At 47.4% G+C, this 13445-nt stretch carries 14 protein-coding genes; 8 read left to right on the forward strand and 6 right to left on the reverse strand.

From position 1 onward, the window contains the following. The first annotated feature begins 24 nt into the window (after positions 1-24). The 4 genes from JNUCC31_RS25735 to JNUCC31_RS25750 all read left to right on the forward strand — a co-directional run bounded on the left by JNUCC31_RS25735 (position 25) and on the right by JNUCC31_RS25750 (position 2413). On the forward strand, positions 25-1239 hold the full coding sequence (locus tag JNUCC31_RS25735; protein ID WP_416234330.1) for a M14 family metallopeptidase: 1215 nt from the start codon (positions 25-27) through the stop codon (positions 1237-1239). Positions 1240-1468: 229 nt separating this feature from the next. Continuing rightward, on the forward strand, positions 1469-1726 hold the full coding sequence (locus JNUCC31_RS25740; protein WP_062322197.1) for a hypothetical protein: 258 nt from the start codon (positions 1469-1471) through the stop codon (positions 1724-1726). A gap of 142 nt (positions 1727-1868) precedes the next feature. Next, positions 1869-2171: an iron-sulfur cluster assembly accessory protein gene (locus JNUCC31_RS25745; protein ID WP_192265894.1), complete on the forward strand. Its 303-nt coding sequence runs from the start codon at positions 1869-1871 to the stop codon at positions 2169-2171. A gap of 20 nt (positions 2172-2191) precedes the next feature. Further along, on the forward strand, positions 2192-2413 hold the full coding sequence (locus JNUCC31_RS25750) for a YuzB family protein (RefSeq protein ID WP_024629198.1): 222 nt from the start codon (positions 2192-2194) through the stop codon (positions 2411-2413). Between the two features lie 61 nt (positions 2414-2474). On the opposite strand, the gene JNUCC31_RS25755 is transcribed toward JNUCC31_RS25750, so the two are convergent. Continuing rightward, the gene (locus JNUCC31_RS25755) at positions 2475-2873 is read right to left on the reverse strand and encodes a hypothetical protein (protein WP_192265895.1); all 399 of its coding nucleotides are present in this window, start codon (positions 2871-2873) and stop codon (positions 2475-2477) included. Between the two features lie 204 nt (positions 2874-3077). On the opposite strand from JNUCC31_RS25755, the gene JNUCC31_RS25760 reads away from it, so the two are divergent. Together JNUCC31_RS25760 and JNUCC31_RS25765 are read left to right on the forward strand one after the other, a co-directional pair. Beyond that, a complete protein-coding gene (locus JNUCC31_RS25760) occupies positions 3078-3359 on the forward strand; it encodes a hypothetical protein (RefSeq protein ID WP_192265896.1) in 282 nt (93 codons plus the stop codon). 173 nt (positions 3360-3532) lie between these two features. After that, on the forward strand, positions 3533-4363 hold the full coding sequence (locus JNUCC31_RS25765) for an aldo/keto reductase (RefSeq protein ID WP_192265897.1): 831 nt from the start codon (positions 3533-3535) through the stop codon (positions 4361-4363). A 272-nt stretch (positions 4364-4635) separates the two neighbouring features. Here JNUCC31_RS25765 and JNUCC31_RS25770 read toward each other — a convergent pair whose 3' ends face one another. The 4 genes from JNUCC31_RS25770 to JNUCC31_RS25785 all read right to left on the reverse strand — a co-directional run bounded on the left by JNUCC31_RS25770 (position 4636) and on the right by JNUCC31_RS25785 (position 9410). Next, on the reverse strand, positions 4636-5370 hold the full coding sequence (locus tag JNUCC31_RS25770) for a DsbA family oxidoreductase (protein ID WP_192265898.1): 735 nt from the start codon (positions 5368-5370) through the stop codon (positions 4636-4638). A 160-nt stretch (positions 5371-5530) separates the two neighbouring features. After that, positions 5531-5956 (reverse strand): cytidine deaminase, encoded by a 426-nt coding sequence (locus tag JNUCC31_RS25775; RefSeq protein ID WP_192273335.1) that lies wholly within the window; start codon positions 5954-5956, stop codon positions 5531-5533. A gap of 88 nt (positions 5957-6044) precedes the next feature. Continuing rightward, positions 6045-8045 carry an LTA synthase family protein gene (locus JNUCC31_RS25780; protein ID WP_192265899.1) on the reverse strand — a complete coding sequence of 667 codons (2001 nt, stop codon included), beginning with the start codon at positions 8043-8045 and terminating at the stop codon, positions 6045-6047. A gap of 213 nt (positions 8046-8258) precedes the next feature. After that, the gene (locus tag JNUCC31_RS25785; RefSeq protein WP_192273337.1) at positions 8259-9410 is read right to left on the reverse strand and encodes a THUMP domain-containing class I SAM-dependent RNA methyltransferase; all 1152 of its coding nucleotides are present in this window, start codon (positions 9408-9410) and stop codon (positions 8259-8261) included. A gap of 240 nt (positions 9411-9650) precedes the next feature. Between JNUCC31_RS25785 and JNUCC31_RS25790 the strand changes: the two genes are divergently transcribed. Further along, positions 9651-10283, forward strand: a complete 633-nt coding sequence (locus JNUCC31_RS25790; protein WP_192265900.1) for an O-methyltransferase — start codon at positions 9651-9653, stop codon at positions 10281-10283. Positions 10284-10519: 236 nt separating this feature from the next. Here the strand turns inward: JNUCC31_RS25790 and JNUCC31_RS25795 are convergent, their stop codons facing one another. Next, entirely contained in the window at positions 10520-11731 is a 1212-nt protein-coding gene (locus tag JNUCC31_RS25795) for an asparaginase (protein ID WP_192265902.1), read from the reverse strand. Positions 11732-12238: 507 nt separating this feature from the next. Here JNUCC31_RS25795 and JNUCC31_RS25800 point away from each other — a divergent pair. Beyond that, entirely contained in the window at positions 12239-13444 is a 1206-nt protein-coding gene (locus JNUCC31_RS25800) for a cytochrome P450 (protein ID WP_192265904.1), read from the forward strand. The last annotated feature ends 1 nt before the right edge of the window (position 13445 follow it).

Here is a 13445-nt window from a genome sequence, read left to right on the forward strand (position 1 = left end):
TTCCTACAGGGAAAGGAGAAGAACATGGAACTGCAATGGATTATTGTTCATCAGGGAGATACCTTGTCGCGTATTGCGGCGGCACACCATATGACCAAGGAGTTACTGGCTGCTCTCAACCCGGAAGCCGCGTCCCAGCCCTATTTGTTGTCAGGACAAATGCTGCGTATTACACCGGGAACCGGGCGCAGGTATGCAGTGCAGCCTGGGGAGAAGGCAGCCAGGATTGCATTGCGTTTTGGGCTCAGTGAAAAAGAATTGCGCGAAGCCAACCCTGAAATTGCGAATGTTTCGGACTGGTGCGGGCGATGTATTCATATTCCGGACTCCAATGGAAAAACTATTGTGAACATGCAAGGGGAGTATGGTTACCGTGAAATGTGCCGTGATATCCGTCTGCTGGAAAAGAATTATTCTTTTATTGCTACAGGTTCGATTGGTACCAGTGTCATGGGTAAGGCATTGCCTTATTTGCGTATGGGCCAAGGTCCCCGTCATATTCATGTCAACGCTTCGGTCCATGCCAATGAGTGGCTGACGACGGCAGTGCTGATGCGATTCGTTGAAGAGTATGCGATAGCATATAGCACCCATACGCCATGGCATCGATTTCAGACAGAGCGTTGGATGCAAGAAACAACGTTGTGGGCAGTCCCCATGGTCAATCCGGATGGGGTTGAGCTGGTTCAGGAGGGTGTGGTGAACGAGCATCCCCTTGCAGAGAAGTTGCTGGAATGGAATAGCGGGCGCTCTCATTTTACCCATTGGAAGGCCAATATACGCGGGGTAGACCTGAACGATCAGTTTCCGGCGCATTGGGAGGAAGAAGCGGCAAGAAGAGGGATAACATCACCAGGACCAAGAGACTATGCAGGAACAGCCCCATTATCCGAACCGGAGGCGTTGGCTCTTGCACAGTGGACTGAACAGCACAACTTTGACGCTGTCGTTTCACTGCATAGTCAGGGACAGGAGATCTATTGGAACTACCGAGATTTGGAGCCCAAGGAGAGTGCGCCATTGTCTCGCAGGTTGGCAAGGGCGTCGGGGTACAAGGCAGTCAAGCTTGGAGGCAGCGATGCCGGATACAAGGATTGGTTTATACAGAAATTTCGAAAGCCGGGCTTCACGGTAGAAGTAGGGTTAGGCGTTAATCCACTCCCCGTTGATCAGTTCGATGACATCTGTGTGGAAGTCGGTATGCTGCTGGCTGAGTTGTTATCGGACGGTGAACAATAACCGCAGTCTTTAGTATATTGTTGATCTGTGTTTTTACATGATCTGGATGAGTAGAGATGAAACTTAATGCTGGTCCACTCGTATAACAGGAACGGGCGCTGTTACCAGCGTTCGTTTTTTGATCTGTACTTTGCAGCAAACGTTCCTGATCACTCTGGATCGGGTAATGATGGGTATGGGTAACGTTTATTGATCCATTACGGTGCATTTATAATACGGAGGGGTTCATATGAAGTGGAGAAGACTGCTGTCGTTCAAACGATGGACACAAGTATTCAAACGGCTGCCCCGTCTGTTGCGGGCCCCGCAAATCCCTTTGGGAGAAAAGCTGCTGTTCATCATCCCGGCGCTGCTATACTGGGTACTGCCTGACGTGATGCCGTTTATGCCTATAGATGATATTGGTGTGACGTTGCTGCTGATGAACTGGTTTGTGAGTCGTGCGGAGCGCAAGTATCCGGTACTTACAGCGGGTGCGTCGTCTTGATCTGATGTAAAATGGGTGGTTTTAACATCGATTTTGCATCAATGTTATTGCGAAGCGCAGTAACTTTCTTTACAATAGATGCTGGAGTTTAGAAATGCTGAAATTGTTGGAACCAGCAATTACGATATAGGAGATGAATGGAATGAACTGCAAAATTACACGTAATGCCGCGAAAGTATTGAAGCTTGAGTTGGACAAGCCTGAGAACGAAGGTAAAAAACTGCGTGTTGTAATCACGCATGCACACGGTGATCATGCTCACTACGGACTCGATATCGATACACCTAAAGAAAATGATACGGTTGTATCTACCGATAAAGAGATTGACGTCATTCTTGAAAATGACCAGCCTTTGCTGGATGGCGTGAAAATTGATTACCTTTACTTCCCTGAAGAAGGTTTCGTTATTACGAACCCATCCAAAGGCAACAACGGCGACCACTAAGGGAGCGAAGAGGGGAACTCATGGCTAACGATATCCGTGTATGCGAAAAATGTAATCATATCAGACTAAAATCGATTGTAGCCAAGTTGGAGAAAATGGCTCCGGATACGGAGATCAAGATTGGTTGCAAATCCTATTGCGGTCCTTGTGCAAAGCGTGCTTTTGTCTTCATCAACGGTCGGTACATCAGTGCTCCGTCCGAGGAAGAAGTACTTGCAAAAGTAGCGAAATTCGTGAAGTAGGAAAAGGTAAAAGAGAGGCCGTGGCCTCTCTTTTTTAGTTGTGGTTGGTAATGGCACAGGATTAAAAGGTGAAGCCTGGCATCATCTCAATAATTTCGAAGGTGTGCTCTTGAAACACAATGGCAATTACAGTATCGCTTTTTTTCAAAAAATGAACATGCCCCATACGCTCTTCTTCCACCTCAACCCATCCGGCTTCGGATAACTTCTCAAAATAATCCGATGGTACATATAATCCCTGTTCTCCTCCGATATGTTTCAATTCATATGTAATGCCTGTTTTAAAATTTGGATTGTCTGAATATGCCGTTAGGCTCATCTGCTTGGCATTCACGGGAACCGGGATCTCCTCATTAATGGAGGAACCTGTATATCCCGTTATTTCATACGTCGCAGGTGTACAGCCGCTGCTAAATAGCAATAAAGGTAAAAGAAGGGAAAGAATCAAATAGTTCTTCATACACATATCTCCTTGTGAAAAAGGTACTTATCAAATAAACGCAGTTAGACCGTAAAAGGTTATGCCCTCATTCATATTCATCTTTAAATTTTACATAGGAGTATCAGAATAATCCGTCATTGTTTTAGCAAAAGAAGAATAAGGATGGCTGTCGTCAACCATCCTAAAGGGGTAACAGGAACATGATCCCAAGGAGGAATACTCATGCCGAAGCGTTATGATTCCAGTTTGCAAGCCGATACAACCGTATCCCAGGCGCAGAATGCAGTGAACAAACTTCATTTTGCCGTTTCTCAGGCAATGTCACATCCAACAGAACAAACCATTGAACAGGCAGAACGCCGTTTGGCGCATACCGAGCAGGCCATGCGTCAAGCTGAACGTTCGCTTGGAGGTCAGGGCGTTGAGTTGGCAGAAGAGATGTTCATTGAGGAGAAGAGAAGATTGAACTCGATCCAGAGTCAGAATGGGCAAGGGGATCAATAGATGTTCCTGTCACATCGAACCCGCAGAGCAGCAGTGCTTTGCGGGTTATTCTTGTCTTTTTTGCACTAGTCGAGTGAAGTGGGTCCGCCCATATGGAATGTCATGTACCGCTTGAATTTCTGTGAGAAGGTTAATAGACCATAAGCAGGCAAATTTCACACAGGAGGTACCGAATGACAAAACATATTTCGGATTGTACGATTCTGAACAACGGCGTGACGATGCCGTGGCTGGGATTTGGAACCTATCGGGCAAAGGGCAAAGAAGTACAGCAAGCGGTGGAGACAGCATTGGAAGTCGGGTACAGGAGTATTGATACCGCTTCGATTTATGGAAATGAAGAAGAAGTTGGGCAAGCCATTGCGAGCAGTGGTATTGCCCGTAATGAACTGTTTGTGACCACCAAGCTGTGGAATGAGGATCAAGGGTTTGATTCGACCTTGAGAGCATTTGAGGCCAGTCAGAAGGCGCTTGGGTTGAATGTGATTGATCTATACTTAATTCACTGGCCTGGCAGAGACCAATATAAGGAGACATGGAGAGCATTTGAACGTCTATACAGTGAAGGAAGCGTACGTGCCATTGGTGTAAGTAATTTTGAAGTACACCATCTGCGCGATATCATAGATGAAGGTGGAACGGTACCTGCGGTGAATCAGGTGGAACTGCATCCGGGTCTGGTTCAACAGGAGCTGCAGGATTTCTGCGGGGAGCAGGGCATTCAGCTGGAGGCATGGAGCCCCATTATGAGAGGTAAACTGAACAAGGAATCGACTTTGAAAAGTCTGGCCCAGAAATACGGGAAAACACCGGCACAGGTTATTCTGCGCTGGGATGTCCAGAACCAGATTGTGACGATTCCGAAGTCGGTTACACCAGAGCGGATTCGGGAGAATGCAGACATTTTTGATTTTGAATTGACCCCGGATGAGCTGAAATTGATTGATGCGCTGGATTCGGATAAACGGACTGGACCGCATCCGGATCAGCTGTTTTGGGATTGAGTGGGGGTATAAAATGAAAGCATAATCCGTTACACTAGGCCACTACGTGTGCAGAACAATCTTTCGATCGCCGTTATCCCCGGATTTTTGGAATTCCCTATCTTCAAAGGGGAAAATCCAGTGATAAATGCGAGCGCTCCGCTTCTCCAGATTTGTTCTGCCCTCTCCGTTTTTGTGTAAATTATGAATTCATCTTATGTGGATGGATGTAAAAAGGAAAGTAAAAAAAGCAGCAGGATTAAGGGATATCCCTTGTTCCTGCTGCTTTTGTATTATTTGGATGAATCGGGTTGCGGAACCTCGCAGCCGTCATCGGTGCATACACCGCTGGCATCTGTGTTAGCTGAGCTGGATTCCACCATGGTGAAAGGGGAGCGTTCGTCCCATGCTTTCTGGATAGCATCAAGGAATACCTCATCCGGTTGAGCACCAGATACAGCGAACTTGCGATCAAAGACGAAGAACGGTACACCCCGGATGCCTAACTGTTCGCCTTCTGCCTGGTCGGCACGCACTTGATCCGCGAATTGATTGCTGGACAACACTTCTGCTGCTGCATTGCGATCCAGACCCACTTCTTCAGCCAACTCGACCAGTACATCGGTATTGCCGACATGTTTGCCTTCCATGAAGATTGCTTGAAATAGCCGTTCGCTCAGTTCCAACATTTTTCCTTGTGTTTCTGCCCAATGGGTCAGACGGTGAGCAGAGAAGGAGTTGGTAGGAATCATCTCATCGATGTTGTATTCCAGTCCGGCCGTGCGAGCATTGGCATTCATCTGGGCATTCATGCCGCGTGCCTGCTCGACACTCATATTGTATTTGGCAGCCAGATATTCCGCGTTGGTTTTGCCGCTGTTCAGTTCAGCATTTGGATCGAGTTCAAAACTTTTGAACTGTAATTTCACTTCATCGCGGTGTGGGAATTGTGCCAATACATTCTCCAAACGACGTTTGCCAATATAACAGAAAGGACACATAAAGTCGGACCATATTTCAATATTCATTCAATAAAACCTCCATCATTTATAAATGAAACCAGTACAGTTACAATTATATAGCTACTTTCCATCAATCGCAAGGTTGTGGTTACAGCCTGCCACCAAAATAAAAAGAAGTGCTGAAGCATGCAACGGATTGCAGCCCCAACACGTGTAGTTTAGCTTCTTACTTATCCCGATATGCTTTAGTCCAATGATAAGGTTGAATTTCGTCCAATCTCTTGTAAATTAAAGCCCCGTCAGGATCGTATACGGCAGCCTTCACGTCTTCTCCCCAGAAAAACAATCGCTCCTGGCACACACCACAAGGGGTGAGAACCTTGAATTCCGAGTTCTCATCATCTCGGGCCACACAGATCGAGTGGGTAACCCGCTCGTTTAATTTGTGCGCTTCCAGATAGGCTCCTGTTTCCATACACAGGTGTGTGGCGTCATTAATCACTTCTGGAGCTACGCTGATTAACAGCGAGCCGGCTTCGGTATGAACGGCAGCTGCCCCACCCCACCCTTGAGGGTAGCGATGTTTGACAAAGTTAGCAGCTTCTTCGAACAGTTTTTGTTCAATATTGAATGGATCTGTATGTGATGTCATGGTCATGCATTAGCTCCATTTCATTGTAGTTTTTCATTATCTTTTGAAAATAGGAATTTACAGCCTTGTCCGTGCTGCTCACGATCTGTCAGGAAGCAGGTTTAGTCGCTTGCTCCTCGCGAAAACGCGAGATCAGGTCAAACGTATTGACCGTATCGGACACTTGCAATCGATTGGTTGCCTCCTCATGACCGGATCCACAAGCATTAATATCCGTTTTGGCACGTGTAGACAGATCATAACAGGAGCCACTTTCATACAGGTAATCATCCGAAGGGATATAGAACAGGGAGCCATCCGTGAATGCACCACTGCGCAATACCACCATGCGTGAGGAACCGTTGTACACATCGTTGCCCATATGGTAGTAGGATTGATCTGATATACCGAGCAGATGCAGCACGGAAGGTGTGATATCCAGCTGTCCGGCAGGCTCGTCAATCGTTCCGGCTGCGGCTCCGTCGGGCAGATGCACCAGCAAAGGCACCTCGTTCATGATTTGCTCCATATCCAGATCGTTCAGCGAGCGTCCGAGAAATTTCTCGTATTGGGGCTGTTCCTCAATGGAATTATCGTGGTCTCCGTAGAACATGAAGATTGTTTTGTCCCATAATCCCCGATTTTTCAGGTCTTCCACCATGCTGCCGAGCGCAGAATCCACGTAATGAACGGATTGCAGATAGTTTCCAAACATCGTTCCGTTGAATTCCCCGACATCCAGCTGCTGTTTATCTTGGGGTAACGCATACGGATGATGACTGCTAAGCGTAATCAGGAATGAATAGAACGGCGCTGTAACCTCACTGCTCATTTTCTCAACCGATTGGCGGAAAAAGGACTCATCCGAGAGGGACCAGCCAAGCGGGTCATCTTGTTCAAAATCATTTTTACTGTAAAACTTGTCATACTTCATATTCTGATACATCGTATAGCGATTCCAAAATCCACTCTCATAGGCATGAAATACATTCGTACTGTAACCCTGATCCTTCAAGATCGAAGGCAGGGAATCGTAGCTGTGGTCTGCGTAACGGACAAACGCTGATCCAACCGACAGTGGATGCAATGAAATATTGGCTCCAAAGTCAGCATCCGATGTTCGCCCCTGACCTGTCTGGTGATAAAAGTGACTGTAGTACTGGCTTTCCTTCATCAGCTCGTTAAAATGAGGCGTAATTTCCTGACCGCCAATGCTCTGACCGATCATAAAATTCATGAAGGCCTCACCTTGGACGATGATCACATTGCTGTCTTTATACTTGCCAAACATCGCATCCTTCAGTGGCTCAGCCTGTTGTCTGCTCGCAAAATAAGCTTCCGCCTGTTCCAGATCGCCAGGATCGACCTCTGGTCCGGAGCCTAACTGGTCTTTGGCAAAGTTGTACAGGTCATAGCCATGAAAAGCAAGAAGTCCGGTAACGTTGTACATGGACACGTTCCACCAGTTGTTATCGAACAAGCCTTTTGCCCAGGTTTTACTATAAAAATAAATTGGACCTACCGCGAGCCCCAGACCTAATACCAAGGCGATGCTGCCTGCGGTGAGTCGGTGACGCATGCTTGTTTTGCCGGAGTGTGACGAGTGAGAGTTCAATTCACTCGTATATGCATTGTAACGTCCACTACGGCGGTGACGTTTACTGAACAGCAGGATCGCTGCATAGGGGATGATCACAAGCCAATCGACAAAGAACAACAGATCACTGGCATAGATGAGTGTAGCAATGCTTTCCCCCAACGCGTCGACCTGTCTGGCTTGCATCAACACTGGAATCGTTAGAAAATCCTGAAAGTAGCGATAATAAACCATATCGGCATATATCAGTGCAGTGAGCAGCAGATGGAGCATAACAAGGGATAGGATCATCCCTCGACGAGGCAGCCACCAGGTCCAGAAGGACAGAATCAGCAGCGAGCCGACGGCGATCACTTTGTCCAGAAGCCCCATTGTGATGTTGTAAGCGTGCAGATTGTGATGGAGCCACATTAATTTAAGGAGCATGAGTATAAGGAAAATAAGATATAACGTAAGTGGATGATTCAGAAGCCCACGCGGCGTAAGGCTGCGTGTTGGCTTATTGACAAGCATATGTCTCCCCCCAGGTGATTGGTTTTGTTAACGGAATGTAAAATAGGGCTCCATTCATTATAGCGCGGTGTCATGGCTTTTCAACTATGCCCAAGGGGGAAAAACCCATGTGGAAGAAGCATCATCAAGATCAATCATATGACTCCCGGAACATATACCAAAAAAAAGCGCCCCAGCCATGGAAGGCCGGGGCACTCTAGTTTTACAACGTTATTATTGTTGTGGTGATTGATTCCGTGGAGGCAGTGGGCCCAGATACTGATAGTATTGGGTCTCGATTCGTCCATTGAACAGCTTGCGACGCTTGTCGGCCTTGCGGCCGAAAGCATCTTCGAAGGATTTGGTCGAGGTGATGGCAAAAAAGGACCATGTCGGCATCTCAAGGTAACTGCGTCCTAATGAACGGATCAGCTTCTGAACTTCTTTCTCTTCGCTCAAGCGTTCACCGTATGGCGGATTGGTAATGATTACACCATATTCACCCTGTGGTCTGGCACGATGAGCAGGCAGTACACTTACTTCAATATCTTTGGCGAAACCGGCACTCTTGATTGCTGCCTGTGCTACCTCAATGGCTTCCGGATCGATGTCGCTGCCTGCAATTTGCAATGGAATGTCGTCGCGAACCGCATCAAATGCTTCCTCGCGGGCTTTCTCCCAAAGCTCTTCAGGGATGACATCCCAGTTCTCGGAGTTAAAGGAACGGCGAAGTCCAGGTGCAATGTTCCAGCCGATCATGGCGGCTTCAATCAGCATTGTACCTGATCCGCAGCATGGATCATAGAAGGGGCGGGATACATTCCAGCGACTGAGCTGAATCAGCGCCGCAGCAAGCGTTTCTTTGAGCGGAGCTTCGGTTACCAGTTTGCGATAACCGCGTTTGTGCAGACCGGCTCCAGTTGTATCCAACGTAAGCAAAGCCCGATCGTTAAGCAGAATAACCTCAATGACATAACGAGCCCCGTCTTCCGGGAACCACTCGGTGTGATGAGTCAGCTTCAGTTTCTCTACGATCGCTTTTTTCACGATTCCCTGTGATGCGGGCACGCTGCTTAGCTGGGATTTGTGGGAGCGACCTTCAACCGGAAATTCGCCATCAGCTGGAATCCATTCCTCCCAAGGTAATGCTTTGGTACCTTCAAACAATTCATCGAAAGTTGTCGCTGGGAATTCACCCATTTTGACCAATACGCGATCAGAACTTCTCAGCCACAGATTACAACGGCAAATATCAATATAATCTCCTGTGAAGAAAACCCGGCCGTTGTCGATCGTAACATCTTCATACCCCAGTTGCTTCAGTTCCCGGGCGACAACAGCCTCGAGTCCCATCGCCGAGGTTGCAATTAATTGCAATTGAGCCATGTGATTCATTTCAACTCCATTTCAAGCGGGAGAAGGGATGTCCTTCTCACAACTGTATAGTGACGGTGCGGCCTTGCCGCTTTCCGTGAAAAAACTTACAATGAGAAATGCGGTGAGCTTATGCATTCACCTTTAGAGGCGATGCAGCAGTCAACCGCCTGTGTTTGACAACAAACATTTATTATAGAACATTGGCATCCATATGGAAAGCAGTCCAAGTGTCCAAGGAGGTTTTTAGCGGTGAATCTGACCCCTGACGAATATGTAAATCAATTATTTCAAGAGGATGATCTCTTGTTGAAGGTAAAAGAAGCCATCCGATCGAACGGAATGCCGGAAGTTTCGGTTGCAGCGGCCTATGGCCGTTTGCTTACTTTTCTTGCAAAGACATCCAAAGCGGAAGCTGCGCTCGAAATCGGCGTGCTGGGCGGTTACAGTGGAATCTGTATCGCTCGCGGGTTGAGTGAGGAGGGCACTCTGACTTCGTTGGAGCTGAAAGAAGAATATGCGGCAATGGCACGTGGACATCTGGAAGAAGGCGGCTTTGGTGACAAAGTCGAGTATCGGATTGGGCCTGCGGCCGATAGTCTGGAGCAACTGGTGAAGGAGGGCCGAACATTCGATTTCTTCTTTATCGATGCAGACAAGGAAAATTACCCTGTTTATCTCGATTATGCCATTAAGCTCGCGCGGCCCGGGGCGGTCATCGTGGGAGATAACTGTTTCCTGCGTGGCCGTACGCTGAATCCGGACAAGCAGGGGCCGGCAGTCCTCGCGGTTCGACGTTTCAACGAGCAGATGGCAAGTGACCCAAGGCTCGTTACAACGATGCTGCCGGACTATGATGGTCTGGCTCTGGCATGGGTGAAGTAAGAATATCAGCTCACAAGGCAAAAGCTCTGATGAACCGGCATTAAAGAGGCTTGTCCATCTCTGACATCGATCCAATGAAATGAACGGTATATAAATGAAACGATGCCCATGTTGCATCATGGATCTTGCATGCAGGAGATTGAAGGGCATCAGACAAAAATAAGAGACGACCAGACCCTGGGTACGAGGGGATGTCGTCTCTTATTTTTTGCAAGATATAAAGTGATTAGTCCTTCTTAAACTTCAGGCGTTCCGTAAGTCTCAAACCATTTTTTGATTGTATCAAAATCATCACTGAAGGACAGTCCAAGCATCAACAAAATGCGTGCTTGCTGAGGGCTGAGGTTGTCCCCCGCAATAACGCCCTTTCCTCCACCATAGACACTGCCTGAACCTGTCCGAGTGGTAGTTACGAAGATCACGCCGTCCTCCACGGCTTTGGTTCGTGCTTGTCCCATCGCTCTGGAGATACCACCTGCTCCGGTACCGGAGGTGACGATTCCCTTGGCGCCGCCTTTCACAAATCCTTCAATGGCTTCGCCTCCAGCTTCCTGATAGGAGATGGCTATTTCCACTTTGGCGAGATCTGCTTTTGAGATTTTGCTCAGATCAAATGCCGGTTTCGCTGTACCTTCAGGCTTCAAGGCGCGTGCAGGGGCGCGGTAAATTCGAATGTTCTCTTCATCAATATACCCTACTGCACCGAGCATTGGTGTTTCGAACGTATCCGTACGATAATCATTCGTTTTGGTCACGCCGCGTGCCAGTTGAATGGTATCGTTCAACATCAGCACTGTGCCAAATGATGTGGTACGACCACTGCCTGCGAGTTTAATGGCATTGTACAGATTGGCTTGTGCATCCGAGCCGATAACTGTCCAAGGGCGCATCGACCCAGTGATGACAACGGGTTTATCACTTTGTACTGTCATGTCAAGGAAGTAGGCGATCTCCTCCATGGTATCTGTACCGGTAGTGACCACAACGCTGTCATATTGAGCCAGCGCCTTGTCTACGGTTTGGGACAAATCATAGAGATCAGCCATGGTATAAGAGCCTGAACCTGAATTTCCGAATTGGAGTGTGCTAACATCTGCAATCTTCTGTTTGTCCGGTAAGGCGTCAACCATTTCTCCAATCGGAAGTGTACCTGCCTTATAGTTCTGGAAGCTGGTCGCATCCTCGGATTGACCTGCGATCGTACCGCCTGTTCCAATAACCAGAACATTAGGCAGGGCGGATTGTTTGAACGATGCCGATATGGCAGGAATGGTCGTATTGCGAGCCGGGGTGGATGATGCAGTCTGAACTGCACTGGTTGTACCGCTCACTTCTACCGTAGCAGCCTGAGCTGCATAGGTTCCGATTGGGGACAGGGAGATGGTCAGAGCTGTTAACGCGGCTGTGCTCCATACAGCCCAAGGACGAAGATGTGAAGTTTTTTTCATGAATAGCACTCTCCTTCAGGTTAGTTTCGTGTGATGTTTTTTGAGGATGATATGTATTGAATTCAAATTGATTGTATTTCATGTTAAGTAATATGACAATATTAGATATCGGTAGAGTAATCGGTTACATTAATAGATATATTGAGTATACATTGTATTTATGAGGTTTTATGGACGAATATAAGAAGATAAAAAAGAGAGCGAGGAATATAAAATCATAATAATTGTATTAATAACGTCATATTTCATAACATACGGGTCTTTTGTCCTGATAGAGTATAGATCAATTTTGGGGAAAAGTGTTGTAGGATCATCAATAGCAGAATTGATCTTGTCACAACGGATATAGAGGTGCAAAAGTTAGCAAGTTTTGACTATTTTTGTAATACGTTCTAGGAAAAGAGGCTCAATTATTGCCAAAAATTTGTATGCTCATCGCGTTGAGTCTATAATATATGGTGATTTCAATATGTAAATAAATATATATTAATGATTGGAGGAGAAACGATGAACCGAGCACCCAGAAAGTATGCCAATTACATTCCGATCCGGGAACTGGAGGTGGTGGAGCAACAATTATTTCCCTTCCCGGTGTACGCTGAACTTCGTGACAACACTCCAGTCCGCTATGACAACCATCGAGAATGCTGGGATGTTTTCCGTTATGAAGACGTGCAATATGTGTTGAAAAACCCAAAACTGTTCTCTTCCGAACGTGATCGCGCAAACGCCAGCATGCTTACTACAGATCCGCCGAAGCACAAGCAATTGCGGGATCTGGTTAATCAGGCGTTCACGCCTAAAGCGATCGAAGCGTTAGCTCCGCGTATTCAGAAAATCGCCGATGAGTTACTGGCTCCACATCTGCCAGAAGGTTGTATGCGGCTGATCGATGATCTCGCCACACCACTTCCGGTTATCGTGATCGCCGAATTGATTGGAGTCCCTGCTGCCGATCGCCAGAAATTTAAAGACTGGTCTGATGCACTCGTGAAAGGCGCGCGGGATGACAGTGATGAAGCCTTCCAGGAATTGATGGAAGAAAAGAAGCGGAATCAACAGGAGTTGGCGAGCTACTTCACGGCCATCATGGAAGAAAGATGTCAGCGGCCCAAGGATGATCTGATCTCTTTGCTGCTTGCTGCAGAGATTGAAGGGGAGAAGCTAACGGCAGAGGAAGTGATCGGATTCTGCATCTTGTTACTTGCTGCCGGCAATGAAACCACTACCAATCTGATTACCAATGCCGTCCGGGTTCTCTCAGAGCAACCCGAGCTTCAGCAGCAGCTGAGAGATCACCCCGAACTCATTCCCTCAGTGGTAGAGGAAACGTTGCGTTACTATCCGCCAATTGTGGCTATTGGGCGTATTGCCAAAGAAAACGTAGAATTGAACGGACAAACGATCAAGGCGGGAGAACAGGTCATTTCCTGGGTAGGATCGGCCAACCGGGATAGCGCTCAATTCGATCAGGCTGAGAAGTTTGTGCCTGACCGCAAGCCGAACAGACATATGGGTTTTGGTTTTGGAATTCACTTTTGTCTCGGTGCGCCGCTTGCACGGCTCGAGGCGAGGGTTGTACTTCAGACCATGCTTCGGCAAATGAAAGACATTCAGCTTGTGCCGGAAACTATTTTGAAGCCCATTCAGAGTGCCTTTGTATTTGGTGTCAAAGAATACCCGATTCAATTCACAAGCCATCTGACTCAATGAA

The sequence above is a fragment of the Paenibacillus sp. JNUCC-31 genome, assembly GCF_014844075.1.
Lineage (GTDB): Bacteria > Bacillota > Bacilli > Paenibacillales > Paenibacillaceae > Paenibacillus.

Bases quoted from the DNA above. Each gene is read 5' to 3' on its own strand.
- JNUCC31_RS25755 (WP_192265895.1), bottom strand. From the start codon at position 2,873: ATGAAGAACTATTTGATTCTTTCCCTTCTTTTACCTTTATTGCTATTT.
- JNUCC31_RS25765 (WP_192265897.1), top strand. From the start codon at position 3,533: ATGACAAAACATATTTCGGATTGTACGATTCTGAACAACGGCGTGACG.
- JNUCC31_RS25740 (WP_062322197.1), top strand. From the start codon at position 1,469: ATGAAGTGGAGAAGACTGCTGTCGTTCAAACGATGGACACAAGTATTC.
- JNUCC31_RS25800 (WP_192265904.1), top strand. From the start codon at position 12,239: ATGAACCGAGCACCCAGAAAGTATGCCAATTACATTCCGATCCGGGAA.
- JNUCC31_RS25745 (WP_192265894.1), top strand. From the start codon at position 1,869: ATGAACTGCAAAATTACACGTAATGCCGCGAAAGTATTGAAGCTTGAG.
- JNUCC31_RS25785 (WP_192273337.1), bottom strand. From the start codon at position 9,410: ATGGCTCAATTGCAATTAATTGCAACCTCGGCGATGGGACTCGAGGCT.
- JNUCC31_RS25735 (WP_416234330.1), top strand. From the start codon at position 25: ATGGAACTGCAATGGATTATTGTTCATCAGGGAGATACCTTGTCGCGT.
- JNUCC31_RS25780 (WP_192265899.1), bottom strand. From the start codon at position 8,045: ATGCTTGTCAATAAGCCAACACGCAGCCTTACGCCGCGTGGGCTTCTG.
- JNUCC31_RS25775 (WP_192273335.1), bottom strand. From the start codon at position 5,956: ATGACATCACATACAGATCCATTCAATATTGAACAAAAACTGTTCGAA.
- JNUCC31_RS25795 (WP_192265902.1), bottom strand. From the start codon at position 11,731: ATGAAAAAAACTTCACATCTTCGTCCTTGGGCTGTATGGAGCACAGCC.
- JNUCC31_RS25770 (WP_192265898.1), bottom strand. From the start codon at position 5,370: ATGAATATTGAAATATGGTCCGACTTTATGTGTCCTTTCTGTTATATT.
- JNUCC31_RS25750 (WP_024629198.1), top strand. From the start codon at position 2,192: ATGGCTAACGATATCCGTGTATGCGAAAAATGTAATCATATCAGACTA.
- JNUCC31_RS25760 (WP_192265896.1), top strand. From the start codon at position 3,078: ATGCCGAAGCGTTATGATTCCAGTTTGCAAGCCGATACAACCGTATCC.